The organism is Enterobacter sp. 168J2, from assembly GCF_034107265.1.
GTDB classification, from domain to species: Bacteria; Pseudomonadota; Gammaproteobacteria; order Enterobacterales; family Enterobacteriaceae; genus Enterobacter; species Enterobacter nematophilus.
Genome location: NZ_JAWNEB010000001.1, coordinates 168,393 through 192,314 on the forward strand (window position 1 = coordinate 168,393; position 23,922 = coordinate 192,314).

Consider the following 23,922-nt stretch of genomic DNA (forward strand, 5'->3'; position numbering starts at 1 on the left):
CCGATAGTGTCAAAGGCAACCGAACAGAACGACAAGCTTAAGCGAGCGATAATCGTCTCCGCAGTGCTGCACGTGATTCTTTTTGCAGCGCTGATCTGGAGTTCGTTCGACGAGCATATTGATGCATCAGCAGGCGGCGGTGGGGGATCTTCCATTGACGCCGTAATGGTGGATCCCGGTGCGGTAGTGCAAAACTATAATCGCGAACAACAGCAGAAGGCGAGTGCCAAACGGGCTGAAGAGCAGCGTGAAAAACAGGCGCAACAGCAGGCGGAAGAGCTGCGTGAAAAGCAGGCCGCCGAGCAGGAGCGTTTGAAGCAGCTTGAGAAAGAACGTTTGCAGGCGCAGGAAGCCGCGAAAGCGCAGGCGGAACAGCAGAAGCAAGCCGAAGAGGCCGCGAAGAAAGCGCAGGAACAGCAAAAGCAGGCGGAAGCGGCGGCAGCAAAAGCCGCAGCGGATGCCAAAGCGCAGGCTGATGCCCAGGCGAAATTAGCGGCAGAAGCGGCGAAGAAAGCGGCTGCCGATGCCCAGAAGAAAGCTGAGGCGGAAGCCGCGAAGAAAGCCGCTGCGGATGCTCAGAAGAAAGCCGAAGCGGAAGCCGCGAAGAAAGCCGCTGCTGACGCTCAGAAGAAAGCTGAAGCCGAAGCCGCGAAGAAAGCCGCTCAGGAAGCAGAGAAGAAAGCGGCTGCCGAGGCTGCGAAGAAAGCCGCTGCGGCTGAGAAGGCTGCTGCAGAAAAAGCTGCCGCCGCTGAAAAAGCCGCTGCTGATAAAAAAGCTGCAGCCGAGAAGGCTGCTGCCGATAAGAAAGCTGCTGCTGAAAAAGCGGCTGCCAAAAAGGCTGCTGCCGCTGAAAAAGCCGCTGCCGCCGCAGGGGTTGACGATCTGCTGGGCGACTTAAGCTCCGGTAAGAATGCACCGAAAACGGGCGGTGGTGCGAAAGGAAACAACGCAGCGCCGACCGGAAGTGGTAACACTAAGAGTAACGGTGCGACAGGGGCTGAAATCAACGGCTATGCCGCGCAGATTAAATCGGCGATTGAAAGCCGGTTCTATGATGCGTCTTCCTATGCCGGTAAAACGTGTACGCTGCGTATAAAACTGGCTCCGGACGGCATGCTGCTTGATATTAAGTCTGAAGGTGGCGACCCGGCTTTATGTACTGCGGCTCTGGCTGCAGCGCGTCAGGCGAAGATGCCTAAACCGCCTTCTCAGGCAGTCTACGAAGTCTTCAAAAATGCGCCGCTGGACTTCAAACCTTAAGTTACATTTTCCCCGTGCAAACGGGGAAAAATAGACCAGGTTTAGTCACAGGGTTCTGGTAGTTTTGTCTATTTGAGTTTGTTAACATTCTGCTAAATTATCGTGGGTAAGGTTACCCGGATAAGGGAGATATGATGAAGCAGGCATTACGTGTAGCATTTAGTTTTTTAATGCTGTGGGCAGCAGTCCTGCACGCAGAAGTACGTATCGAGATCACCCAGGGGGTGGACTCGGCACGTCCAATCGGTGTTGTTCCGTTCCAGTGGGCCGGTCCTGGCGCTGCACCTGAAGATGCCGGCGGCATCGTGGCGGCTGACCTGCGTAACAGCGGTAAATTCAACCCGTTAGATCGTTCTCGTCTGCCTCAGCAGCCGGGCAGCGCGCAGGAAGTACAGCCTGCAGCATGGTCTGCGCTGGGTATTGATGCGGTGGTTGTGGGTCAGGTTACGCCTAACCCGGACGGTTCTTACAACGTGGCCTGGCAGCTGGTTGATACCGGCGGTGCACCGGGTACCGTTCTGGCACAGAACTCTTACAAGGTCACTAAACAGTACCTGCGCTACGCGGCACACGCGGCCAGCGACGCGGTGTTCGAAAAGCTGACCGGCATTAAAGGTGCGTTCCGTACCCGTATTGCTTATGTGGTGCAGACCAACGGTGGTCAGTTCCCGTACGAGCTGCGCGTCTCTGACTACGACGGTTACAACCAGTTCCTGGTGAAACGCTCTTCACAGCCGCTGATGTCTCCAGCCTGGTCTCCGGACGGGTCTAAACTGGCCTACGTGACCTTCGAGAGCGGTCGTTCTGCGCTGGTTATCCAGACGCTGGCTAACGGTGCGGTGCGTCAGGTAGCGTCGTTCCCACGTCACAACGGTGCGCCTTCCTTCTCTCCAGATGGGTCTAAACTGGCGTTTGCGCTGTCTAAAACCGGTAGCCTGAACCTGTACGTGATGGACATTGGCTCCGGCCAGATCCGTCAGGTGACCGACGGTCGCAGCAACAACACTGAACCATCATGGTTCCCGGACAGCCAAAACCTGGCGTTTACCTCTGACCAGGCCGGCCGTCCACAAATCTATAAAGTGAACATCAACGGCGGTGCTCCGCAGCGTATTACCTGGGAAGGTTCGCAGAACCAGAACGCAGACGTGAGCAGCGACGGTAAATTCATGGTAATGGTCAGCTCCAACGGTGGGCAGCAGCACATTGCCAAACAAGATCTGGTAGCGGGTGGCGTCCAAGTTCTGTCGTCAACGTTCCTGGATGAAACGCCAAGTCTGGCACCTAACGGCACTATGGTAATCTACAGCTCTTCTCAGGGGATGGGATCTGTGCTGAATCTGGTTTCTACAGATGGGCGTTTCAAAGCGCGTATTCCGGCCACTGATGGACAGGTAAAATCACCTGCCTGGTCGCCGTATCTGTAAATAATAATTAATTGATTACTAAAGGAATCATAGAAATGCAACTGAACAAAGTGCTGAAGGGGCTGATGATCGCTCTGCCTGTAATGGCAATCGCAGCGTGTTCTTCTAACAAGAACGCCAGCAATGACCAGAGCGGCGAAGGCATGATGGGTGCCGGTACCGGTATGGACGCGAACGGCAATGGCAACATGTCTTCTGAAGAGCAAGCGCGTCTTCAGATGCAGCAGCTGCAGCAGAACAACATCGTTTACTTCGATCTGGATAAATACGACATCCGTTCTGACTTCGCTGCGATGCTGGATGCTCACGCTAACTTCCTGCGTAGCAACCCATCTTACAAAGTCACCGTAGAAGGTCACGCGGACGAACGTGGTACTCCAGAGTACAACATCTCCCTGGGTGAACGTCGTGCTAACGCCGTTAAGATGTACCTGCAGGGTAAAGGCGTTTCTGCTGACCAGATCTCCATCGTTTCTTACGGTAAAGAAAAACCTGCAGTACTGGGTCACGACGAAGCGGCTTACTCCAAAAACCGTCGTGCCGTACTGGTTTACTAAGAGAATTGCATGAGCAGTAACTTCAGACATCATCTGTTGAGTCTGTCGTTACTGGTTGGAATAGCGGCCCCCTGGGCCGCTTTTGCTCAGGCACCAATCAGTAGTGTCGGCTCAGGCTCGGTAGAAGACCGGGTCACTCAGCTCGAGCGTATTTCTAACGCTCACAGTCAGCTTTTAACCCAACTCCAGCAGCAACTTTCCGATAACCAAAACGATATTGACTCTCTCCGCGGCCAGATTCAGGAAAGCCAGTATCAGCTTAACCAGGTTGTGGAACGTCAGAAGCAGATTTTATTGCAGATAGATAGCCTGAGCAGCGGTGGTGCAGCAGCACAGCCAGCGGCAGGCGATCAGAGCGGCGCGGCAACCTCCACACCTGCGCCGTCTGCTGATGCTTCAGCGTCAACAGGGGCGCCTGTACAGAGCGGTGACGCGAATACGGATTACAATGCGGCCATTGCCCTGGTGCAGGATCAATCTCGTCAGGATGACGCGATAGCTGCGTTTCAGAACTTTGTTAAGAAATACCCTGATTCAACCTACCAGCCAAACGCCAATTACTGGCTCGGTCAGTTGAATTACAACAAGGGTAAAAAGGACGATGCGGCGTTTTATTTTGCCTCTGTGGTGAAAAATTACCCGAAATCGCCGAAAGCGCCAGATGCGATGTACAAAGTTGGCGTGATCATGCAGGACAAAGGCGACACGGCGAAAGCCAAAGCGGTTTATCAGCAGGTGGTCGCAAAATTCCCGGGCACCGAAGGTGCTAAGCAGGCGCAAAAACGCCTGAATTCGATGGGATGATTATCGCATGACCAGAAATCGCGTTATTTCTGGTCGTGCAGCATGATTCGTAAGCAGTTAAGTGATCTTCATCGAAATTTTTGTTGCGCTGAATTCTTAAATCAGTAATATATGCCGCCGTTGCCACGGGATATCAAACAACGTGAAAACAGCTTAAAAGTGGGTCGTTAGCTCAGTTGGTAGAGCAGTTGACTTTTAATCAATTGGTCGCAGGTTCGAATCCTGCACGACCCACCACTTAACGCATTACCGGCAGTACAGAGTGGGTGATTAGCTCAGTTGGTAGAGCATCTCCTTTACACGGAGGGGGTCGGCGGTTCGAGCCCGTCATCACCCACCACTCGGGTCGTTAGCTCAGTTGGTAGAGCAGTTGACTTTTAATCAATTGGTCGCAGGTTCGAATCCTGCACGACCCACCAATGTTAAAAAGCGCCCTAAAGGCGCTTTTTTGCTATCTGCCGTACAACAAATGCTCCTCCCATCTATTCCCGGTGACTTTTCACTTCAGATTCGCTATCTTGTTTAGTATATAAAACACAATTGCCGCGCATTTTGCTTTGTCAGGCAAAAGAAAGGCAATATTGTTAAGCCAGTAAAACGAGAAGCCATAATGAGCGTGATGTTTGATCCAGAAGCCGCAATCTATCCTTTTCCGCCAAAGCCTGTGCCATTAAGCCAGGATGAAAAACAATTCTACCGCGAGAAGATCAAACTGCTTCTCAAAGAGCGCGATGCGGTGATGGTGGCCCATTACTATACCGACCCGGAAATTCAGCAGCTGGCGGAAGAGACCGGGGGCTGTATTTCTGATTCACTGGAGATGGCCCGCTTCGGTGCAAAACATCCCGCTTCCACGCTGCTGGTTGCAGGCGTGCGTTTTATGGGCGAAACGGCAAAAATTCTCAGCCCGGAAAAAACCATTCTGATGCCGACGCTCAATGCGGAATGTTCGCTCGATCTAGGCTGCCCGATTGACGAATTCACAGCCTTCTGCGATGCCCATCCTGACCGGACCGTGGTGGTTTACGCCAACACCTCCGCGGCGGTAAAAGCGCGCGCAGACTGGGTGGTTACGTCGAGCATCGCCGTTGAGCTGATTGAGCATCTGGACAGCCTGGGTGAGAAAATTATCTGGGCCCCGGACCGCCATCTTGGCAAGTATGTTCAGAAACAGACCGGCGCTGACGTTCTCTGCTGGCAGGGCGCATGCATTGTGCACGACGAATTTAAGACCCAGGCGCTGTCCCGCATGAAAGCGCTTTATCCTGACGCAGCCATTCTTGTTCATCCTGAATCACCGCAGTCGATTGTCGATATGGCCGATGCGGTTGGTTCAACCAGCCAGCTTATCAACGCGGCCAGGACGCTGCCGCACAAGCAGCTCATCGTCGCGACCGATCGCGGTATCTTCTATAAGATGCAGCAGGCCGTACCGGAGAAAGAGCTGCTGGAAGCGCCAACGGCGGGCGAGGGCGCAACGTGCCGCAGCTGCGCGCATTGCCCGTGGATGGCGATGAACGGCCTGAAAGCGATTGCTGAAGGGCTCGAGACAGGCGGTGCGGCGCATGAAATCCATGTCGATGCCGCCCTGCGTGAAGGTGCGTTAATTCCGCTTAACCGCATGCTGGATTTTGCGGCTACACTACGTACTTAATTCAAAGACGCCCTGGGGAAAAGATGGATTTTTTTAGCACGCAGAACATTCTGGTTCATATACCGATTGGTGCAGGTGGCTATGACCTGTCATGGATTGAAGCCATAGGCACGCTGGCGGGTTTGCTGTGCATCTGGCTGGCAAGCCTGGAGAAGATCGGCAACTATGCGTTCGGGCTGATTAACGTCACGCTGTTTGCGATTATCTTCTTCCAGATCCAGCTGTACGCCAGCCTGCTTTTGCAGCTGTTTTTCTTCGCCGCCAATATTTACGGCTGGTACGCCTGGTCCCGGCAGAACAGCCAGCAGGAGGCTGAGCTGCAGATCCGCTGGCTGCCCCTGCCGAAAGCCATCGCCTGGTTCGTTGCCTGCGTGGTTGCCATTGGTTTGATGACCGTCTACATCAACCCGGTGTTTGCGTTTCTGACCCGCGTTGCCGTTTCGGTCATGTCCGCTATGGGCCTCAACGTGACGATGCCGGAGCTTCAGCCGGATGCCTTCCCGTTCTGGGATTCCTGCATGATGGTGCTGTCGATCGCGGCGATGGTCCTGATGACCCGTAAATACGTTGAGAACTGGCTGCTGTGGGTCATCATCAACGTCATCAGCGTGGTGATTTTTGCCCTTCAGGGCGTTTATGCCATGTCGCTGGAATATCTGCTGCTGACCTTCATTGCCCTGAACGGCAGCCGGATGTGGATCAAGAGCGCGCGTGAGCGTGGCTCACACGCGCTATCAAGCTAATGGTGGTGATGATGTGAATGGTCGGGCTGCGCCTCGTTAAGGTGGCAGTCCGGCCCGCTACAGGGCTGATACTCCATCTGGATGGTGGCGTGACCAATCTCATAGTGATGTTCAAGAAAGTGCTGGATGCGTTCGAGCAGCGCATCGTGGTCGTGCGGCGGGATCACCTGGACGTGTAATGTCATAACCGGTTTCTCGCCCACCAGCCAGACGTGTACGTGATGAACGTTACGTACTTCCGGGACAGTACGGCGCAGGTTGCGCTTAAGCTCGTCAATGTTCATGGATGCCGGTGCCCCTTCCAGCAGTTCATTGACGCTCTCCTTCAGCAGTTGCCAGGCGCTGCGCAAGACCAGACACGACACCAGCACGGAGAGAATCGGGTCAACGGGCGTCCAGCCGGTATAGAGGATCACCAGCGCGGCGACAATCGCCCCAACTGAACCGAGCAAATCCCCCAGCACGTGCAGAGCCGCAGCGCGCACGTTGAGGTTCTTTTCCCCGCTGCCGCGATGCAAAATCCAGAACGCCAGAATATTTGCCAGCAGCCCCGCCACGGCAATTACCATCATTGTCGTCCCGGCGATGGGCTGCGGGTGCCTGAAACGCTGTACGGCTTCCCAGACGATAAGAACAGTAATAACCACCAGCGCGATGGCGTTAATAAACGCGGCAAGGGTGGTCAGCCTCAGCCAGCCGAAGGTATGGCGCGCGTTGGGCGGGCGGCGAGCAAACTGCACCGCCAGCAGGGCGAAAAGCAGCGCTGCGGCATCGGTCAGCATATGTCCGGCATCAGCCAGCAGCGCCAGCGAGCCGGAAACCAGGCCGCCAATGACCTCGATAACCATAAAAGTGGCCGTAACGCCAAAGGCCAGCATAAGTCGTTTTGCGTTATCGTTGCCGGGAGAAGAGGGGTGTGAGTGGGTGTGCGCCATGTCTGCTTTCCTGATTCGTTATTATTTTAGTGTAGCGTTTTTAACAGGTTACTCCAAAAAGAAAGGAGAGCCTGGGCTCTCCTTTCGCACTTAACGCATCCAGAATTACTGAGTTGTGCCGTCAGTTTTGGTATTGGCGTCGTTACCCACTTTGTCGTTCGGATCGGGACATTTGCCGTCCTTACACATCGAGTTCTTATGAACCTCATCCGAGCTCATATTGTCATGATTCATGGTGTCAGAAGCACTACCGTTCGGATGCAGCATGGTGCCGCCGGTGTTGGTATTGCCGGTATTGATCTGGCTGTTATCGACATTATTCGGGGCGATATTCTGTTTCGCATCAGGCGCAACCTGGCCTGCCGCTGCTGCCGCATTGGCATCACCGTTGCTGTCTGAAGCACCCGTTTCTGCGGCCAGGACGCTGCCGCTGGCAAGGGTGAGTGTGGCAGTCAGGAAGAGGGTGGTCAGTTTTGTCATTTTCATGATGGTGCTCCTGTTCTTGTCGTTACGCTGGATAACATTCTCCAACAGTGCATCTTTTTAGAGGCGAAAGATTCCGCCTTACGGACTTACGTCAGTAGGGAATCGCGTTTAAGCGTTTAAAAATGGTTGTTACAGTTAAAAAGCTTAGGTTAGATCTCATTTTTCGCTATTTTGTGGCGATTTTTAGGCGAATTCCAGGAATTATCTGCGTGAAGTGTAAAACCGTGTTTACACTTCCTGGTCGACAAGATAGATTGAAAGGATTGCTTTCATTACTAAAGATATGGCAGAGCTGGAAAGAAGATGAATTATCAGAACGACGATTTACGCATTAAAGAGATCAATGAGTTATTACCTCCTGTAGCACTCCTTGAGAAATTCCCCGCCACTGAAAATGCCGCAAACACGGTTTCTCATGCTCGTAAAGCGATCCACAAGATCCTGAAAGGTAATGACGATCGTCTTCTGGTGGTGATTGGCCCGTGCTCCATTCACGATCCTGCCGCCGCGAAAGAGTATGCGGCGCGTCTGCTCACCCTGCGTGAAGAGTTGAAGGACGAGCTGGAAATCGTTATGCGCGTCTATTTTGAAAAACCGCGCACGACCGTGGGCTGGAAAGGGCTGATTAACGATCCGCATATGGATAACAGCTTCCAGATCAACGACGGCCTGCGCATTGCGCGCAAACTGCTGCTGGAGATCAACGACAGCGGCCTGCCTGCTGCCGGCGAGTTCCTGGATATGATTACGCCACAATACCTGGCAGACCTGATGAGCTGGGGCGCGATTGGTGCGCGCACCACTGAATCTCAGGTACACCGCGAGCTGGCTTCCGGTCTCTCTTGCCCGGTGGGCTTCAAAAACGGCACTGACGGCACCATTAAGGTGGCTATCGACGCCATCAACGCCGCGGGTGCGCCGCACTGCTTCCTGTCCGTGACCAAATGGGGTCACTCCGCCATCGTTAACACCAGCGGTAACGGTGATTGCCATATCATTCTGCGCGGCGGCAAAGAGCCAAACTACAGTGCAAAACACGTGGCAGAGGTGAAGGCCGGGCTGGAAAAAGCCGGGCTGCCGCCGCAGGTGATGATCGACTTCAGCCACGCCAACTCCAGCAAGCAGTTCAAAAAGCAGATGGAAGTGGGGACTGACGTCTGTCAGCAGATCGCCAACGGTGAGAAGGCGGTAATTGGGGTGATGATTGAAAGCCATCTGGTTGAAGGTAACCAGAACCTGGAAGGCAGCGAGCCGCTGGTGTATGGCAAAAGCGTTACCGATGCCTGCATTGGCTGGGACGATACCGATGCCATCCTGCGTCAGCTGGCGAATGCGGTAAAAGCGCGCCGCGGCTGAGTCTTAACGCACAAATAAAAAAGCGCGGAAGGCTCCGCGCTTTTTTTTCGTCCGGCGAAAATTACTTCGCTTTACCCTGGTTCGCGACAGCCGCTGCTTTCGCTGCGATTTCGTCCGCGTTACCCAGGTAATAGTGTTTGATTGGCTTGAAGTTTTCGTCGAACTCATACACCAGCGGTACGCCAGTTGGGATGTTCAGTTCGAGGATCTCGTCTTCGCCCATGTTGTCCAGGTATTTCACCAGCGCGCGCAGGGAGTTACCGTGAGCAGCGATGATGACGCGCTCGCCGCTTTTCAGGCGTGGCAGAATGGTTTCGTTCCAGTAAGGCACAACGCGGTCGATGGTCAGCGCCAGGCTCTCGGTGGTTGGCAGCTCAGCGTCGGTCAGTTTCGCGTAGCGCGGGTCGTGGCCCGGATAGCGCTCGTCATCTTTGGTCAGCTCTGGTGGGGTTACCGCGAAGCCGCGACGCCACTGTTTAACCTGCTCGTCACCGTATTTCTCAGCGGTTTCCGCTTTGTTCAGGCCCTGCAGCGCACCGTAGTGACGCTCGTTCAGTTTCCAGGATTTCTCAACCGGCAGCCAGGCCTGATCCAGTTCGTCCAGCACGTTCCACAGGGTGTGGATGGCACGTTTCAGCACAGAGGTGTAAGCAAAATCAAAGCTGAAGCCTTCTTCCTTCAGCAGTTTACCTGCTGCTTTTGCTTCGCTTACGCCTTTCTCGGACAGATCAACGTCGTACCAACCGGTAAAGCGGTTTTCGTTGTTCCACTGGCTTTCGCCGTGACGCACCAGGACCAGCTTAGTAATAGCCATCTCTTACTCCTCAAGCATTTTTAGAATGATAACAATTCTCATTATATTGCTGTGGCCGTGCCAGCAGCAACGCTTAACCCTAACCATAGCGAAAATAGTCTCTGAGTGTAAGATGCTTGTGAATTCAGGGTTATGATTTTGTCTGCGATCGGCGCTATTTTCAGCAAGACGCGCAGAAAAAAGCCCTCCGATGGGAGGGCTGGAAATCATTTTGGAATAAAATGGTATTCCGTCACGCTAATGTACTCTCCACCGGGGCGCAGCACGCAGTCCGGCTGCGGCCATTCAGGATGATTCGGGCTGTCCGGCAGGAACTCGCTCTCTAATGCAAGGCCCTGCCAGTCGCTGTACTCATCGTGTTCGCGTGCCGTCGTGCCGCCGAGGTAGTTGCCCGAGTAGAATTGCAGGGCAGGAGCGGTGGTATACACCGTCATCTGCAGCTTCTCATCGCTGGACCAGACCTGTGCGGCAGGCTGCTTCACATCACCTTTGGCCTGCAGCAGGAACGCGTGGTCGTAGCCTTTCACCTTGCGCTGATCGTCATCGCTCAGGAAATCCTCGGCGATAGCCTTAGCGCTGCGGAAATCAAAGCTGGTCCCGCTCACGTCCTTCAGCCCCTGATATGGAATGCCCGTCTCGTCAACCGGCAGATACGCGTCCGCCAGGATCTGCAGCTTGTGGTTACGTACGTCGCACTGGTTGCCGTCGAGATTGAAGTAGGCATGGTTAGTCAGGTTGACCGGGCACGGCTTGTCGACCGTCGCACGGTATTCAATGGCGATACGGTTGTCGTCCGTCAGCGTAAAGCGCGCGGAGGCGGTAAGGTTCCCCGGGAAGCCCTGATCGCCATCAAGCGAATCCAGCGAGAACAGCACTTCGCCGTCGTTTTGACGAACAATTTTCCAGCGGCGTTTATCAAACCCGTCCGGGCCGCCGTGCAGCTGGTTCTCCCCCTGGCTTGGCAGCAGGGGATACTGCACGCCGTCGAGCTCAAAGCGGCTCTTCGCGATGCGGTTGGCATAGCGCCCGACGGACGCGCCCAGATAGGCAGACTGATTCACGTACTGCTCGGGCGAGGCGCAGCCGAGCAGGGTTTCGCGCACGCTGCCGTCCGGCATCGGTACGCGGGCTGAAAGCAGGGTCGCACCCCAGTCCATAAGCGTAACCACCATCCCCGCGCTGTTGCGCAGGGTTAACAGGCGATACGGCAGACCATCCGGTGCGAGGGTAGGTGTTTCGTTTAGCACTGTCCGGCTCCTTGTGATGCTTTACATACATAGAACGTTTCTTTGATGCCCGTTTTCGCTTCGTACTGCTTCTCTACGGCGTCCTGGACGGCAGGGACCAGCTCTTCAGGCACCAGCGCGACGATGCAGCCACCAAAGCCGCCGCCCGTCATGCGCACGCCGCCTTTGTCGCCAATGACCGCTTTCACAATGTCAACCAGGGTGTCGATCTGCGGCACGGTGATTTCAAAATCATCGCGCATGGAGGCGTGAGATTCCGCCATCAGCTCACCCATGCGCTTCAGGTCGCCTTTCGCCAGCGCGGAGGCGGCTTCAACGGTACGGGCGTTCTCCGTCAGCACGTGGCGCACGCGTCTGGCGACGACAGGATCCAGCTCGTGCGCCACTTTGTTAAATTCATTGAGCGTCACGTCGCGCAGGGCAGGCTGCTGGAAGAAGCGCGCGCCGGTTTCGCACTGTTCGCGGCGGGTGTTGTACTCGCTGCCCACCAGCGTGCGTTTAAAGTTGCTGTTGATGATTACCACGGCCGCGCCTTTTGGCAGCGGAACGGCTTTGGTGCCAAGCGAGCGGCAGTCGATCAGCAGCGCGTGCTCTTTTTTGCCCAGCGCGGAGATCAGCTGGTCCATGATGCCGCAGTTGCAGCCCACGAACTGGTTTTCCGCTTCCTGACCGTTCAGGGCGATTTGCGCCCCGTCCAGCGGCAGATGATACAGCTGCTGAAAGACGGTTCCCACGGCCACTTCGAGCGAGGCCGACGAGCTTAAGCCCGCACCCTGCGGCACGTTGCCGCTGATGACTAAATCCGCACCGCCAAAGTTCTTGTTGCGCTTCTGCAGATGCTTCACCACGCCGCGCACGTAGTTAGACCACTGCTGGCCGTCGTGCGTCACAATCGGGGCGTCGAGGGAAAACTCGTCCGTCTCATTACCGTAATCCGCCGCAATGACGCGGACTTTGCGGTCGTCGCGCTTTGCGCAGCTGATGACCGTCTGGTAATCGATGGCGCACGGCAGCACGAAGCCGTCGTTGTAGTCGGTGTGTTCACCGATCAGGTTGACGCGACCAGGCGCCTGAATAACGTGGGTGGCAGGGTAGCCAAATTTCTCAGCAAACAGGGATTGTGTTTTATCTTTCAGACTCATTTTTAGACTCCTGATTCGCGATAGTGGACGTCGCTGACGGCGCGCAGGCGCTCTGCCGCCTGTTCCGCCGTCAGGTCACGCTGGGTTTCCGCCAGCATTTCATAGCCCACCATAAATTTACGCACCGTCGCAGAGCGCAGCAGCGGCGGATAGAAATGGGCGTGCAGCTGCCAGTGCTGATTCTCCTCACCGTTAAACGGCGCGCCGTGCCAGCCCATGGAGTACGGGAAGGAGCACTGGAACAGGTTGTCGTAACGGCTGGTCAGTTTTTTCAGCGCCAGCGCCAGGTCGTCGCGCTGCACGTCGCTGAGATCGGTAATGCGCTGAACGTGCGCTTTCGGCAGCAGCAGCGTTTCAAACGGCCAGGCGGCCCAGTAAGGCACGACCGCCAGCCAGTGTTCGGTTTCCACTACTGTACGGCTGCCGTCGGCCAGCTCGCGCTGGGTGTAGTCCACCAGCATGGGTGAGCCGTTTTCTGCGAAATAGGCCTTCTGCAGGCGGTCTTCACGCTCGGCTTCGTTGGGCAGGAAGCTGTTCGCCCAGATCTGGCCGTGCGGATGCGGGTTAGAGCAGCCCATCGCCGCGCCTTTGTTTTCGAACACCTGCACCCACGGATAGCTCTGCCCCAGCTCAGCGGTTTGCGCCTGCCAGGTGCTGACCACCTCTTTCAGCGCGTCCACGCTCAGCTCCGGCAGCGTTTTGCTGTGATCGGGCGAGAAGCAGATCACGCGGCTGGTACCGCGCGCGCTTTCGCAGCGCATCAGCGGGTCGTGGCTCGCGGGCGCGTCCGGGGTATCGGTCATCAGGGCGGCAAAATCGTTGGTAAACACGAAGGTGCCTTTGTAGTCCGGGTTTTTATCCCCGGTTACGCGCTTGTTGCCTGGACAGAGGAAGCAGTCCGGGTCGTGCTGTGGCAGCGTCTGTTTTGCAGGCGTCTCCTGCGCCCCCTGCCAGGGGCGCTTGGCGCGATGCGGAGAGACCAAAATCCATTGCCCGCTTAGCGGGTTAAAACGACGATGCGGATGATCGACGGGATTAAACGAAGTCATGACGGATCCTTAGTCCGGATAACCCTGCGGGTGGCGTGACTGCCAGTGCCAGGTATCCTGTGCCATTTCATCAAGCGTGCGGGTGACACGCCAGTTAAGCTCTTTGTCTGCTTTGGTGGCATCGGCCCAGTAAGCAGGCAGGTCGCCATCACGACGCGGAGCGAAGTGGTAGTTCACCGGCTTTCCGCAGGCTTTGCTGAAGGCGTTAACTACGTCCAGCACGCTGCTGCCGACCCCGGCGCCGAGGTTATAAATATGCACGCCCGGTTTGCCAGCCAGCTGCTGCATGGCCGCAACGTGGCCGTCTGCTAAATCCATCACGTGAATATAGTCACGCACGCCGGTACCGTCTTCGGTCGGATAGTCATTACCAAAAATGGCCAGCGACTCGCGACGGCCTACCGCCACCTGGGCGATGTACGGCATCAGGTTGTTCGGGATACCCTGCGGATCTTCACCCATATCGCCAGACGGATGGGCGCCGACCGGGTTGAAGTAGCGCAGTAAGGCGATGCTCCACTCCGGCTGGGCTTTTTGCAGGTCGGTCAGGATCTGCTCCACCATCAGCTTGCTTTTGCCGTACGGGCTTTGCGGCGTACCGGTCGGGAAGCTTTCAACGTAAGGAATTTTTGGCTGATCGCCATAGACGGTGGCGGAGGAGCTAAAGATAAAGTTTTTGACGTTTGCCGCGCGCATGGCGGAGATCAGACGCAGGGTACCGTTGACGTTGTTGTCGTAATACTCAAGCGGTTTCGCAACGGATTCACCTACGGCTTTCAGACCCGCGAAGTGGATCACCGCTTCGATGGCGTGGTCGTGAAGGATCTCGGTCATCAGCGCTTCGTTGCGGATGTCGCCTTCCACGAAGGTCGGCTGTTTACCGCCAAGACGTTCAATCACCGGCAGCACGCTGCGCTTACTATTGCACAGGTTGTCGAGGACGATCACATCGTGACCATTTTGCAGCAGTTGCACACAGGTATGACTTCCGATGTAACCGCTACCACCTGTTACCAGAACTCGCATAATTCGCTCCATTGGGCATATGGTATGTAATAACCATAGCATAACAGAGACGCGAAAAGTGTGACATGGGATAAAATAGTGGAATCGTTTACACTCGTTTTTACACTCGCTTTTTTGATGACTCAGCGCATTCTAGATCAAAGAGATAGTGATGTATTGATGCAAGTTATCTGAAAAGAGGAGGGCAACGCCCTCCGTGGTTAACCAACGTTGCTGAGAAGGTAACGATATCCCTCGCCGTTCGCGACAAACTCCAGGCGGTGGGTGATGCAGGCGGGGGCATCTTCGGCATGGTGTGAAACGAACAGCAGTTGCGTTTCACCTTCGCTAATCAGCACGTCCACAAAGCGTCGGACCAGCTGTCGGTTAAGCGGATCCAGCCCCTGCAGCGGCTCGTCGAGGATCAGAAGCGTAGGATGTTTTACCAGCGCGCGAACGATCAGTGCCAGGCGCTGCTGCCCCCACGACAGGCTATGAAACGGCGCGTCAGCCACCCGGCTATCCATCCCCAGAATATCCAGCCACTGCTGGGCCAGCTTGTGCTGTTTATCCGACACCGCCTGATAAATGCCGATGGAATCAAAATACCCGGATAGGATCACGTTGCGTACCGTGGTACTGACCCGGTAATCCAGATGCAGGCTGCTGCTGACGTAGCCGATGTGCTTTTTGATATCCCAGATGGTTTCGCCGCTGCCGCGACGGCGGCCAAACAGCGTCAGATCGTTGCTGTAGCCCTGCGGGTGATCGCCGACGATCAGGCTCAGCAGCGTGGATTTCCCCGCGCCGTTGGGGCCGACGATCTGCCAGTGTTCGCCAGGATTGACCGTCCAGCTGAGGTGGTTAAGGATCGGACGGTCATCATAGGAGACCACCCCGTCGCGCAAAACGATAAGCGGCTGCCGGGGATCGAGACCGTGGCGTGCTGCCTGCGCGTCGGGCTCCGGCAGCGCAATGCCCGCCAGCTTTTCGCTGTGCGCAAGCTGGGCTATCAGCGCCTGTCGGAGCAGGGCGGATTTTTCCCCGGTTTCGATCAGGCTGCAGTCTGCCAGCACGCCCGCGTTCTGCACGAAATCAGGAATTTCATCAAAGCGGTTCAGCACCAGTACGATCGTATAGCCTTCCTGATTCAGAGAGCCCAGCAGGGCGGCCAGCTGGGCGCGGGAGTGGACATCCAGCCCGTCAAAGGGCTCATCCAGAATCAGCAGCTCCGGCTGGCCCATAAGCGCCTGGCACAGCAGCGTTTTCCGCGTCTCGCCGGTAGAGAGGTATTTAAACCGCCGGTTCAGCAGCGCGGAAATGCCAAATTGTTCGGCCAGATGCTGGCAGCGAGCGGGATCTTTCACCTCATCCTGAATAATTTCCGCCGCCGTGCGGCCGGTATCTTCTTCGCCAGGACTGAGCAAATCGGTGTTATTGCGCTGCCACTCGTCGCTGACCAGCTTCTGCAGCTGTTCAAAGGACAGGCGCGTCAGGCGCGTGAAATCGCTCCGGCATTCGCCTTTGAGAAGGGGAAGCTCTCCCGCCAGCGCGCGGGCCAGCGCGGATTTACCGCTGCCGTTTGTGCCGACAAACGCCCAGCTTTCACCCGCGCGTATTGTCAGATCGGCAATCGTCAGCGTTCGGGTATCGCTAAGACGAAACGTACCTTGCGAAATATGCAATGATGACATGATGTATCCCATTTTTTGCAGCAACAGATGTCAGGGATACGCACTGTCGGTGTGATTGTCAATGCGCTCAGCACAATGTGGCGATAATCACCCGGTCTGCGTTGAAATATGCGGTGACGATAGCACCTTCTTCTAAACCGTCCGCCTCGCTGAGCGGAACCGTTGCGCAGAGCGCCTGTCCGTCTGCCAGGGGCATTAGCACCTCACACTGCTCCTTGCCGCGTTCGATATGGCTGACGGTGCCGCGCAGCTGGTTATCAGCCGCCTTTGCCGCGTTTGGGTCGCGTGTGATATTTACCCAGGGCGCTTTCAGCAACACCAGCACCTCTTTGCCTTCATCCAGATCGAGGCGCTGTGCACTCTGCGCCGTTATTGCCGCTTTCAGACGAGTGACGCCATCGGCAAGCAGGATCTCAACATGCTGCTGTACCTGGAGATTATCGCGCGCCGTCACCGTACCAAACCACTGGTTGCGGGCGCTGGTCTGTAACGAGAAGCGGGAAATGGCGGCCAGCAAGCTGTCCAGCGGAACGTTGTCGTCGTCACTCAATACATCGAACGCTTTTTGCTGAATCTGTCCCAGGAGATCGTAAAGCTGAATCAGGCGCTTGCCGTAACGTGTGACGACAGCACCTCCACCGCCTTTGCCCCCTGTGGCTCTGTCCACCAGCGGTTGTTCGCTCAGGGTGTTCATTTCATTGATGGCATCCCAGGCGCTTTTATAGCTAATCCCGGCGTTCTTAGCGCCCTGGCTAATTGAGCCGGTGTGTTCTATCTGTTTAAGCAGGGCAATACGTCGTGGATCGGCGAAAAGCTTTTGCTGAAGTCGGAGAGTAAGAAGAATTTCGGCCTGCATAACAGTGTCCTGGCAAAAAGAATATTGTGACCCAAATGGTGCAGGGCGCAAAGGGCACCGCACAAAAGGGGATGTTTTTCTTACTTTTCGGGGTAGAATAGCCCATTCACAAAATCTGGAGAAAACCATGTTAGAGTTGTTGAAAAGTCTGGTATTCGCCGTGATCATGGTACCAGTAGTGATGGCCATCATCCTCGGTGCCATCTACGGCCTGGGTGAAGTGTTCAACGTCTTTTCGAATATCGGTCACAGAGACCGTGCGAAAAAGCAGCATTAATTTCCCACAAAACGCCCGGCTTGCCCGGGCGTTTTGCTCTCAAGCTTTTCTTACTTTCGCCGATATTATTTAACGCATCACACCGATTTACCCCTTGAGCGGTACGAATTACCGCTGGGATCTCCCTGACGATACCGTTATATTAATATGTATATAACGCTACTCACAGGAGTTACAGATGGCACGTTCATGGGTACGCCTTTTCGCAGGGGCAACGCTGACGCTTTCACTCACCGGACACGCGCTGGCGGACGAAGGTAAAATCACGGTCTTTGCGGCGGCGTCGTTGACCAACGCGCTGCAGGATATTGCGGCGGTGTATAAAAAAGAGAAAAACGTCGAGGTGGTCCCCTCTTTTGCCTCTTCCTCTACGCTGGCGCGTCAGATAGAAGCGGGCGCTCCGGCAGATCTGTTTATCTCTGCTGACCAGAAGTGGATGGACTACGCGGTGGAGAAGAAATCGATTGATGCGGCGACCCGCGAAACGCTGCTGGGCAACAGCCTTGTTGTGGTTGCACCGAAGGCCAGCGCGCAGGGTGAATTCACCATCAACAAAGAGACAAACTGGACTCGTCTGCTGAACGGTGGCCGTCTGGCGGTGGGTGACCCGGAACACGTTCCAGCCGGGATTTACGCCAAAGAAGCGCTGCAAAAGCTGGGCGCATGGGAGACCCTGTCACCAAAACTGGCCCCGGCGGAAGACGTGCGCGGCGCGCTGGCGCTGGTGGAACGTAACGAAGCTCCGCTGGGCATTGTGTATGGCTCCGATGCCGTTGCCAGCAAGGGCGTAAAAGTGGTTGGCACCTTCCCGGAAGACTCACACAAGAAAGTGGAATATCCTGTGGCGATTGTTGATGGACATAAAAATGCGACCGTAACGGCCTTCCGCGATTATCTGAAGGGGCCGGAGGCGTCCGCAATCTTTAAACGTTATGGATTTACGACTCACTGATGATACTGACCGATCCTGAATGGCAGGCTGTTCTGCTGAGCCTTAAAGTCTCCTCCCTTGCGGTTGCGCTGAGTTTGCCCTTTGGGATCTTTTTTGCCTGGCTACTGGTTCGCTGTCGGTTTCCCGGCAAAGCCCTGCTCGACAGCGTCCTTCATCTTCCTCTCGTTTTGCCGCCCGTGGTGGTCGGTTATCTGCTGCTGATTTCGATGGGGCGACGCGGCTTTATCGGCGAAAAGCTCTACGACTGGTTCGGAATCACCTTTGCCTTTAGCTGGCGCGGTGCGGTACTGGCGGCGGCGGTGATGTCATTCCCGCTGATGGTCAGAGCGATCCGCCTCGCGCTGGAAGGCGTGGATATAAAGCTCGAACAGGCGGCCCGCACGCTCGGCGCCGGGCGCTGGCGCGTCTTTTTCACCATCACGCTCCCCCTGACGTTACCCGGTATTATTGTCGGCACGGTGCTGGCGTTCGCCCGCTCGCTGGGCGAGTTTGGTGCGACCATCACGTTTGTGTCGAACATTCCCGGCGAGACGCGGACCATTCCGTCGGCCATGTATACCCTGATCCAGACGCCGGGGGGAGAGAGTGCCGCAGCGCGGCTGTGCATCATCTCCATCGTATTAGCCCTGGTTTCGCTGCTGGTTTCTGAATGGCTGGCGCGTCTGAGCCGCGAGCGGATGGGGAAATAACGATGCTGGAACTGAATTTCACCCAGACGCTGGGAAACCACACCCTGACGCTTAACGAGACGCTGCCTGCAAGCGGCATCACCGCCGTCTTCGGCGTGTCGGGCGCGGGAAAAACGTCTCTGATTAACGCCATCAGCGGCCTGACGCGCCCGCAGTCAGGCCGTATTGTCCTGAATAACCGCGTCCTGAATGACGTGGAGAACAAGGTTTACCTCTCGCCGGATAAACGCCGCATCGGCTATGTTTTCCAGGACGCGCGCTTGTTCCCGCACTACAGCGTGCGTGGCAACCTGCGCTACGGCATGGCGAAAAGCATGGCCGGACAGTTTGATAAGCTGGTGACGCTTTTAGGCATTGAACCCTTGCTCGACAGGCTGCCGTCCTCGCTCTCCGGCGGGGAGAAACAGCGCGTGGCCATTGGCCGCGCGTTGCTTACCGCCCCCGAACTGCTGCTGCTCGACGAGCCGCTGGCCTCGCTGGATATACCGCGCAAGCGCGAACTTCTGCCTTACCTGCAGCGTCTGACCCGCGAAATTAATATTCCGATGCTTTACGTCAGCCATTCACTGGATGAGATCCTCCATCTGGCCGATAAGGTGCTGGTGCTGGAAGAGGGCAGCGTGAAGGCCTTCGGCAATCTGGAAGAGGTGTGGGGCAGCAGCGTGATGCACCCCTGGTTACCCAGAGAGCAGCAGAGCAGCATCCTGAAGGTCAGCGTTCTGGAGCATCATCCGCACTACGCGATGACCGCCCTGGCGCTGGGCGACCAGCATCTTTGGGTCAATAAGATCGATAAACCGTTACAGTCCGCGCTGCGTATTCGCATTCAGGCATCGGACGTCTCGCTGGTGCTGCAGCCGCCGCTGCAAACCAGTATTCGAAATATTCTGCGCGCCAAAGTGGCGGAGTGTTTTGATGATAACGGGCAGGTGGAAGTGAAGCTCGACGTGGGCAGCAGGACGCTCTGGGCGCGCATCAGCCCGTGGGCCAGGGATGAGTTAGCAATCAAGCCCGGCCTGTGGCTTTACGCGCAAATCAAGAGCGTCTCGATTACCGCCTGATTACAGCAGGTGGGTATAGATGTACTGCGCGATGCTGTCGGTGGTGTTGTCGCCAATCACCACGTTAGCGCGCGCTTTTACCGCGTCGTCGGCATTGCCCATCGCCACGCCCGTACCGGCGGCTTCCAGCATGCTAATGTCGTTGTAGTTGTCGCCGAAGGCAATCACGTCCTGCATAGACCAGCCTTTTGATTCCACGTACTGCGTCAGGCGCTTGCCTTTGCTGTTACCCTTGCGGGCAATATCCACCTGATCGTGCCAGGACCATTCGCACTCCAGCCCCAGCGTGTCCTCGACGTGTTTCGCGAAGGTATTCAGCTTGTTGGTGTCTTCATCCGTCAGGGCGAATTTCCAGATAGCTTCAACATCCCGGGCCGCCTGGCGCAGGGAGGAAACCTTGGTAAAGACCGGACGCTGCGCTTCAGGCAGGGACAATGCCCAGTTGCTGGTGCGCACCACGTGGCCGGTTGGGCGCTCGTACACCATCGCGTTATCCACGTACATCAGGCCGTGAACGTTATGCTCATCCAGCAGATCGATCAGCTGCAGCGCCTGGGGAACCGGCAGTGGGTCGGAGGCTAAAACCTTTTTTGCCTGATAATCATACAAATAAGTGCCATTACAACAAATTGCAGGTGTATCTAGCGCCAGTGCCTGATAAAAAGGGTGAATGGCAACGTGATGTCGACCCGTTACGATAAGGAGTTGATATCCCACTTCCTGCGCACGTTTAAGCGCTTCAAGGGAAGAGGGGAGCAGGGTTTTCTGAGGGGTAAGTAATGTTCCGTCTAAATCCAGTGCAATCACGCGCGAGGTCATTTGTTCTTCCGGGTTAATGTTGAATTTTAGGTCTCAGGGGATGTTACACCGAGAGTAAATCGCTGCAAAATTCCTGGCTAAAATTCAGCATTCACCGTTAAAAATAATCACTTTCACGTGCAGTGAGGAAAGGAGTATTCATGAAACAAACCGTTTATACCGCCAGTCCTGAAAGTCAGCAGATCCACGTCTGGCGCTTGAATGCAGAAGGTTCGCTCACGCTGGTTCAGGTTGTTGATGTGCCGGGCCAGGTGCAGCCGATGGTCGTCAGCCCGGATAAACGTTTCTTGTACGTGGGCGTGCGCCCGGAGTTTCGCGTGCTGGCCTACCGCATCTCTCCTGACGACGGCGCGCTGACCTACACTGCTGAAGCGCCACTGCCGGGCAGCCCAACCCACATCTCGACCGATCGTAAAGGCAACTTTGTCTTCAGCGGCTCATACAACGCAGGCTGCGTTAGCGTTACGCGTCTGGAAAATGGCCTTCCGGTTGATACCGTGGATGTCGTGGAAGGGCTTGAAGGCTGCCACTCGGCGAATATCTCTCCGGACAACCGCACGCTGTGGGTGCCTGCGCTTAAGCAGGATCGTATCTGCCTGTTTACCCTGAGCGACGATGGTCACCTGGTGGCGCAGAATCCTGCTGAAGTCACCACCGTTGAGGGCGCAGGTCCTCGCCATATGGTCTTCCATCCGAACCAGCAATATGCCTACGTCGTTAATGAACTGAACAGCTCTGTGGACGTATGGGAGCTGAAAGATCCTAACGGCCAGATTGAGTGCGTGCAGACGCTGGATATGATGCCGTCTGACTTCTCCGACACCCGCTGGGCGGCGGATATTCACATCACGCCGGATGGCCGCCATCTGTACGCCTGCGATCGTACCTCCAGCCTGATTACCGTCTTCAGCGTCTCCGAAGATGGCAGCGTGCTGGCGATTGAAGGCTTCCAGCCAACGGAAACCCAGCCGCGCGGCTTTAATATCGATCGCAGCGGTAAATACCTGATTGCGGCGGGGCAGAAATCCCACCACATCGCGCTATATGAAATCAAAGGCGAGCAGGGGCTGCTGGAAGAGAAAGGACGCTATGCGGTCGGCCAGGGACCAATGTGGGTGGTCGTTAACGCTCACTAAGCGGCTTAAAACAAAAAACCTCGCGAATGCGAGGTTTTTTTATGCCCGGTGGTTGCCGGGTGAGCACATCAAAACGTAACCAACACGTCCATCATAATATTGGCTTGAGGTGATGTAAATTCATCATCAACGAAGAAAAAAGATTATGAGACGATGTGAGATATAAATATTTAATATAATCAGTTGGTTATTTGTGTTCTCTTTATAAATTCCTAAACTCCCTTTAACTGTTTTTATGTACAGTAATGGTCTGATATCATTCTGTCCGTTGGTTTGATGTGTTGCAGTTCCGCAATTCAGGATCCCTTTTAAGTCCTGGCTGTCGGGTGGTGCCGGCGGTGCCTAAACTGCGGAGCACATCAAAACATAACCAACACACCTCTGGTGACAGGCAGCGGAAAGGTAAATCAGAGGAGAAGTGCTCTATACCAAAGGAGTGGCGTATGAGCGGTGTGGAATGGGCAATTCTGTTCCTGCAACTCATGGTTGCGATTATGCAACTATTGGATGCGTATCTTAAGTTTGGTGCCTGACGTATCCAGTCGCAGTAAAAAGGGGGATTAACATCCCCCTTTTACTCTTATATTACTGCTTCGGCTCAGCAACCACGTTGCTGCCCAGACCGCGGTTGTTGTATTCCCACATGCGGTTGAAGTTCGCGTCGTTCAGGTTGCGCTGCACGTTCCCTTTATCGTCCACCGCACCGGTATTGCCGGAGAACGGACGTTTGGAGATAGCCGCATCAGCCCACGGCTTCGCCACGTTAAAGCCTTCGTTGATCACGCTGTCGCGGATAACGACCTGGCCGTTGGTAGCGGAGTCCACGTCCAGGGAGCGGCCCAGCTGCGCCACGCCGTCACCGGCCGCATTAAAGCGGCTGTTCACGGCCAGGAAGCCGTAGAACAGGTTAGACTGGGTTGCCGGAGCAAACACATAGCCTTCCTGCTGGGTACGGGAATTCACCACGCGGAAATCGGTGTTATCAAACACCACCGCGCCGCGACCGGACACCAGATCCACGTCACCTTCAACGTAGCTGTTGGTCACCAGCGTACGGGTCAGACGGTTGTTCTGCAGCGTGTTCTGTACGCCGCTGTTGGTCACGAAGAAGGTGTTCTGACGGCCCAGAATGTTGACGTTGTTAATCTGCACCTTATCGCCGTCGCTACGCAGCGCAACGGCCTGGTGGTTACCGGCATCCACGCTGTCACCCAGGGTATTCTGAATGGTCAGGTTCTGTAGCTGCAGGCCATTATTCTGCGACCAGAATACCGCCGAGCACATCATGCCAACGGTGGCGGAACGCTTGCTCTGGCAGTTATCAAACATATACCACGCCGGTTTGCCCGGCATATATTTGCCGGCCGGGTTCACCAGGTGACGCCAGGCGGTGCTGTCGATTTCGGAATCAATCGCCAGGCCAATTTTTACGTCGATGGCTTTTTCACCCAGACCGTAAATCGTAATGCTGCCAGGTGCCGCCGGAACATACACGGTGCCTTCGTATTCACCCGGCAGGATCGCGATGTACTGACGAGACGCGCTGTGCTTAGCGATCGCCGCGTCAACCGCTGCCTGGATAGAGGTGTGCGTTACGCCCTGCGCGCCAGCCGGGCCAACAACGAAGTCAGGCTGCTTAGGCAGGTTAATCGAAGACGGTGTCCACGGCGCGGCGTTAGGATCCATCGCCGAGAAGTAATGGGCACGGTCAAAGTTCTTCGCTTCATCCGCGGACAAAATCGGGCGGGAGGCGGTACCGGGCGCAACCTGCTCAGAAGGACGCTGATCCGGTGGTGTTGAACTGCATGCGGATAATGTCACGCCAAAGGCGAGCGCTAACGCCAGACGGGAAATCCTGGAAATGTTCAAGGTGAAGCTCCTGGGTATGCAAGTCTTTACGGGATAGACGAAATAGCCTGCTTTTTTATACTAAGTTGAGCGAAACGGGAAGATAAAAAG

Annotated in this window: 24 protein-coding genes and 3 tRNA genes; 16 read left to right on the forward strand and 11 right to left on the reverse strand. The window is 55.7% G+C overall.

Translation table 11 applies throughout. The features are described 5' to 3' along the window. Nucleotides 1-6: 6 nt before the first annotated feature. The 9 genes from tolA to pnuC all read left to right on the forward strand — a co-directional run bounded on the left by tolA (nucleotide 7) and on the right by pnuC (nucleotide 6,445). A complete protein-coding gene (tolA, locus tag USG84_RS00800) occupies nucleotides 7-1,260 on the forward strand; it encodes a cell envelope integrity protein TolA (RefSeq protein WP_061098844.1) in 1,254 nt (417 codons plus the stop codon). Between the two features lie 134 nt (nucleotides 1,261-1,394). Continuing rightward, the gene (tolB, locus tag USG84_RS00805) at nucleotides 1,395-2,687 is read left to right on the forward strand and encodes a Tol-Pal system beta propeller repeat protein TolB (RefSeq protein WP_013097529.1); all 1,293 of its coding nucleotides are present in this window, start codon (nucleotides 1,395-1,397) and stop codon (nucleotides 2,685-2,687) included. Nucleotides 2,688-2,722: 35 nt separating this feature from the next. Further along, a complete protein-coding gene (pal, locus tag USG84_RS00810; protein ID WP_003858578.1) occupies nucleotides 2,723-3,244 on the forward strand; it encodes a peptidoglycan-associated lipoprotein Pal in 522 nt (173 codons plus the stop codon). Between the two features lie 9 nt (nucleotides 3,245-3,253). Continuing rightward, on the forward strand, nucleotides 3,254-4,048 hold the full coding sequence (gene cpoB, locus USG84_RS00815) for a cell division protein CpoB (RefSeq protein ID WP_253541255.1): 795 nt from the start codon (nucleotides 3,254-3,256) through the stop codon (nucleotides 4,046-4,048). A gap of 161 nt (nucleotides 4,049-4,209) precedes the next feature. Continuing rightward, nucleotides 4,210-4,285: transfer RNA gene (locus USG84_RS00820), tRNA-Lys, on the forward strand. Nucleotides 4,286-4,312: 27 nt separating this feature from the next. Next, nucleotides 4,313-4,388, forward strand: a tRNA-Val gene (locus USG84_RS00825). A gap of 3 nt (nucleotides 4,389-4,391) precedes the next feature. Continuing rightward, nucleotides 4,392-4,467, forward strand: a tRNA-Lys gene (locus tag USG84_RS00830). 191 nt (nucleotides 4,468-4,658) lie between these two features. Then, nucleotides 4,659-5,702 (forward strand): quinolinate synthase NadA, encoded by a 1,044-nt coding sequence (gene nadA / locus USG84_RS00835; RefSeq protein WP_151412750.1) that lies wholly within the window; start codon nucleotides 4,659-4,661, stop codon nucleotides 5,700-5,702. Nucleotides 5,703-5,725: 23 nt separating this feature from the next. Further along, nucleotides 5,726-6,445 (forward strand): nicotinamide riboside transporter PnuC, encoded by a 720-nt coding sequence (gene pnuC, locus USG84_RS00840; protein ID WP_151412751.1) that lies wholly within the window; start codon nucleotides 5,726-5,728, stop codon nucleotides 6,443-6,445. Here pnuC and zitB read toward each other — a convergent pair. Further along, nucleotides 6,442-7,380 (reverse strand): CDF family zinc transporter ZitB, encoded by a 939-nt coding sequence (gene zitB / locus USG84_RS00845; protein WP_320738104.1) that lies wholly within the window; start codon nucleotides 7,378-7,380, stop codon nucleotides 6,442-6,444. The two genes, pnuC and zitB, sit on opposite strands and share 4 nt — an antisense overlap. A 105-nt stretch (nucleotides 7,381-7,485) precedes the next feature. Further along, nucleotides 7,486-7,866, reverse strand: a complete 381-nt coding sequence (locus USG84_RS00850) for a protein YbgS (RefSeq protein WP_045259933.1) — start codon at nucleotides 7,864-7,866, stop codon at nucleotides 7,486-7,488. A gap of 303 nt (nucleotides 7,867-8,169) precedes the next feature. Between USG84_RS00850 and aroG the strand changes: the two genes are divergently transcribed. Further along, complete coding sequence (aroG, locus tag USG84_RS00855) at nucleotides 8,170-9,222, forward strand: 3-deoxy-7-phosphoheptulonate synthase AroG (protein WP_151412752.1); 1,053 nt, start codon at nucleotides 8,170-8,172, stop codon at nucleotides 9,220-9,222. A gap of 61 nt (nucleotides 9,223-9,283) precedes the next feature. Here the strand turns inward: aroG and gpmA are convergent, their stop codons facing one another. The 7 genes from gpmA to modE form a co-directional block, all read right to left on the reverse strand. After that, on the reverse strand, nucleotides 9,284-10,036 hold the full coding sequence (gene gpmA, locus USG84_RS00860; RefSeq protein WP_008501111.1) for a 2,3-diphosphoglycerate-dependent phosphoglycerate mutase: 753 nt from the start codon (nucleotides 10,034-10,036) through the stop codon (nucleotides 9,284-9,286). 206 nt (nucleotides 10,037-10,242) lie between these two features. Further along, nucleotides 10,243-11,283: a galactose-1-epimerase gene (gene galM, locus USG84_RS00865; RefSeq protein ID WP_061098839.1), complete on the reverse strand. Its 1,041-nt coding sequence runs from the start codon at nucleotides 11,281-11,283 to the stop codon at nucleotides 10,243-10,245. After that, on the reverse strand, nucleotides 11,277-12,425 hold the full coding sequence (gene galK / locus USG84_RS00870) for a galactokinase (RefSeq protein ID WP_061098838.1): 1,149 nt from the start codon (nucleotides 12,423-12,425) through the stop codon (nucleotides 11,277-11,279). The genes galM and galK overlap by 7 nt, the downstream gene beginning before the upstream one ends. Nucleotides 12,426-12,427: 2 nt before the next feature. Then, nucleotides 12,428-13,474: a galactose-1-phosphate uridylyltransferase gene (galT, locus tag USG84_RS00875; RefSeq protein WP_253541264.1), complete on the reverse strand. Its 1,047-nt coding sequence runs from the start codon at nucleotides 13,472-13,474 to the stop codon at nucleotides 12,428-12,430. Between the two features lie 9 nt (nucleotides 13,475-13,483). Continuing rightward, nucleotides 13,484-14,500, reverse strand: a complete 1,017-nt coding sequence (gene galE, locus USG84_RS00880) for a UDP-glucose 4-epimerase GalE (RefSeq protein WP_151412753.1) — start codon at nucleotides 14,498-14,500, stop codon at nucleotides 13,484-13,486. 200 nt (nucleotides 14,501-14,700) lie between these two features. Beyond that, a complete protein-coding gene (gene modF / locus USG84_RS00885; protein ID WP_253541266.1) occupies nucleotides 14,701-16,173 on the reverse strand; it encodes a molybdate ABC transporter ATP-binding protein ModF in 1,473 nt (490 codons plus the stop codon). Nucleotides 16,174-16,240: 67 nt separating this feature from the next. Continuing rightward, nucleotides 16,241-17,029 (reverse strand): molybdenum-dependent transcriptional regulator, encoded by a 789-nt coding sequence (modE, locus tag USG84_RS00890; protein ID WP_151412754.1) that lies wholly within the window; start codon nucleotides 17,027-17,029, stop codon nucleotides 16,241-16,243. 127 nt (nucleotides 17,030-17,156) lie between these two features. On the opposite strand from modE, the gene USG84_RS00895 reads away from it, so the two are divergent. The 4 genes from USG84_RS00895 to modC all read left to right on the forward strand — a co-directional run bounded on the left by USG84_RS00895 (nucleotide 17,157) and on the right by modC (nucleotide 20,008). Then, complete coding sequence (locus tag USG84_RS00895; protein ID WP_013097516.1) at nucleotides 17,157-17,306, forward strand: AcrZ family multidrug efflux pump-associated protein; 150 nt, start codon at nucleotides 17,157-17,159, stop codon at nucleotides 17,304-17,306. Nucleotides 17,307-17,484: 178 nt separating this feature from the next. Further along, nucleotides 17,485-18,258: a molybdate ABC transporter substrate-binding protein gene (gene modA / locus USG84_RS00900; RefSeq protein ID WP_151412755.1), complete on the forward strand. Its 774-nt coding sequence runs from the start codon at nucleotides 17,485-17,487 to the stop codon at nucleotides 18,256-18,258. Then, nucleotides 18,258-18,947, forward strand: coding sequence for a molybdate ABC transporter permease subunit (modB, locus tag USG84_RS00905; RefSeq protein ID WP_253541268.1), 690 nt, complete (start codon nucleotides 18,258-18,260; stop codon nucleotides 18,945-18,947). The genes modA and modB overlap by 1 nt, the downstream gene beginning before the upstream one ends. 2 nt (nucleotides 18,948-18,949) lie before the next feature. Next, on the forward strand, nucleotides 18,950-20,008 hold the full coding sequence (gene modC, locus USG84_RS00910; RefSeq protein WP_151412756.1) for a molybdenum ABC transporter ATP-binding protein ModC: 1,059 nt from the start codon (nucleotides 18,950-18,952) through the stop codon (nucleotides 20,006-20,008). Here the strand turns inward: modC and USG84_RS00915 are convergent, their stop codons facing one another. Further along, nucleotides 20,009-20,827, reverse strand: a complete 819-nt coding sequence (locus USG84_RS00915; protein WP_151412757.1) for a pyridoxal phosphatase — start codon at nucleotides 20,825-20,827, stop codon at nucleotides 20,009-20,011. 140 nt (nucleotides 20,828-20,967) lie between these two features. On the opposite strand from USG84_RS00915, the gene pgl reads away from it, so the two are divergent. Then, entirely contained in the window at nucleotides 20,968-21,963 is a 996-nt protein-coding gene (pgl, locus tag USG84_RS00920) for a 6-phosphogluconolactonase (protein ID WP_253541272.1), read from the forward strand. A gap of 443 nt (nucleotides 21,964-22,406) precedes the next feature. Further along, nucleotides 22,407-22,496 carry a type I toxin-antitoxin system toxin TisB gene (tisB, locus tag USG84_RS00925; RefSeq protein ID WP_023332440.1) on the forward strand — a complete coding sequence of 30 codons (90 nt, stop codon included), beginning with the start codon at nucleotides 22,407-22,409 and terminating at the stop codon, nucleotides 22,494-22,496. Nucleotides 22,497-22,548: 52 nt separating this feature from the next. On the opposite strand, the gene USG84_RS00930 is transcribed toward tisB, so the two are convergent. Continuing rightward, nucleotides 22,549-23,832: a putative acyl-CoA thioester hydrolase gene (locus tag USG84_RS00930; protein WP_061098828.1), complete on the reverse strand. Its 1,284-nt coding sequence runs from the start codon at nucleotides 23,830-23,832 to the stop codon at nucleotides 22,549-22,551. Nucleotides 23,833-23,922: the final 90 nt, after the last annotated feature.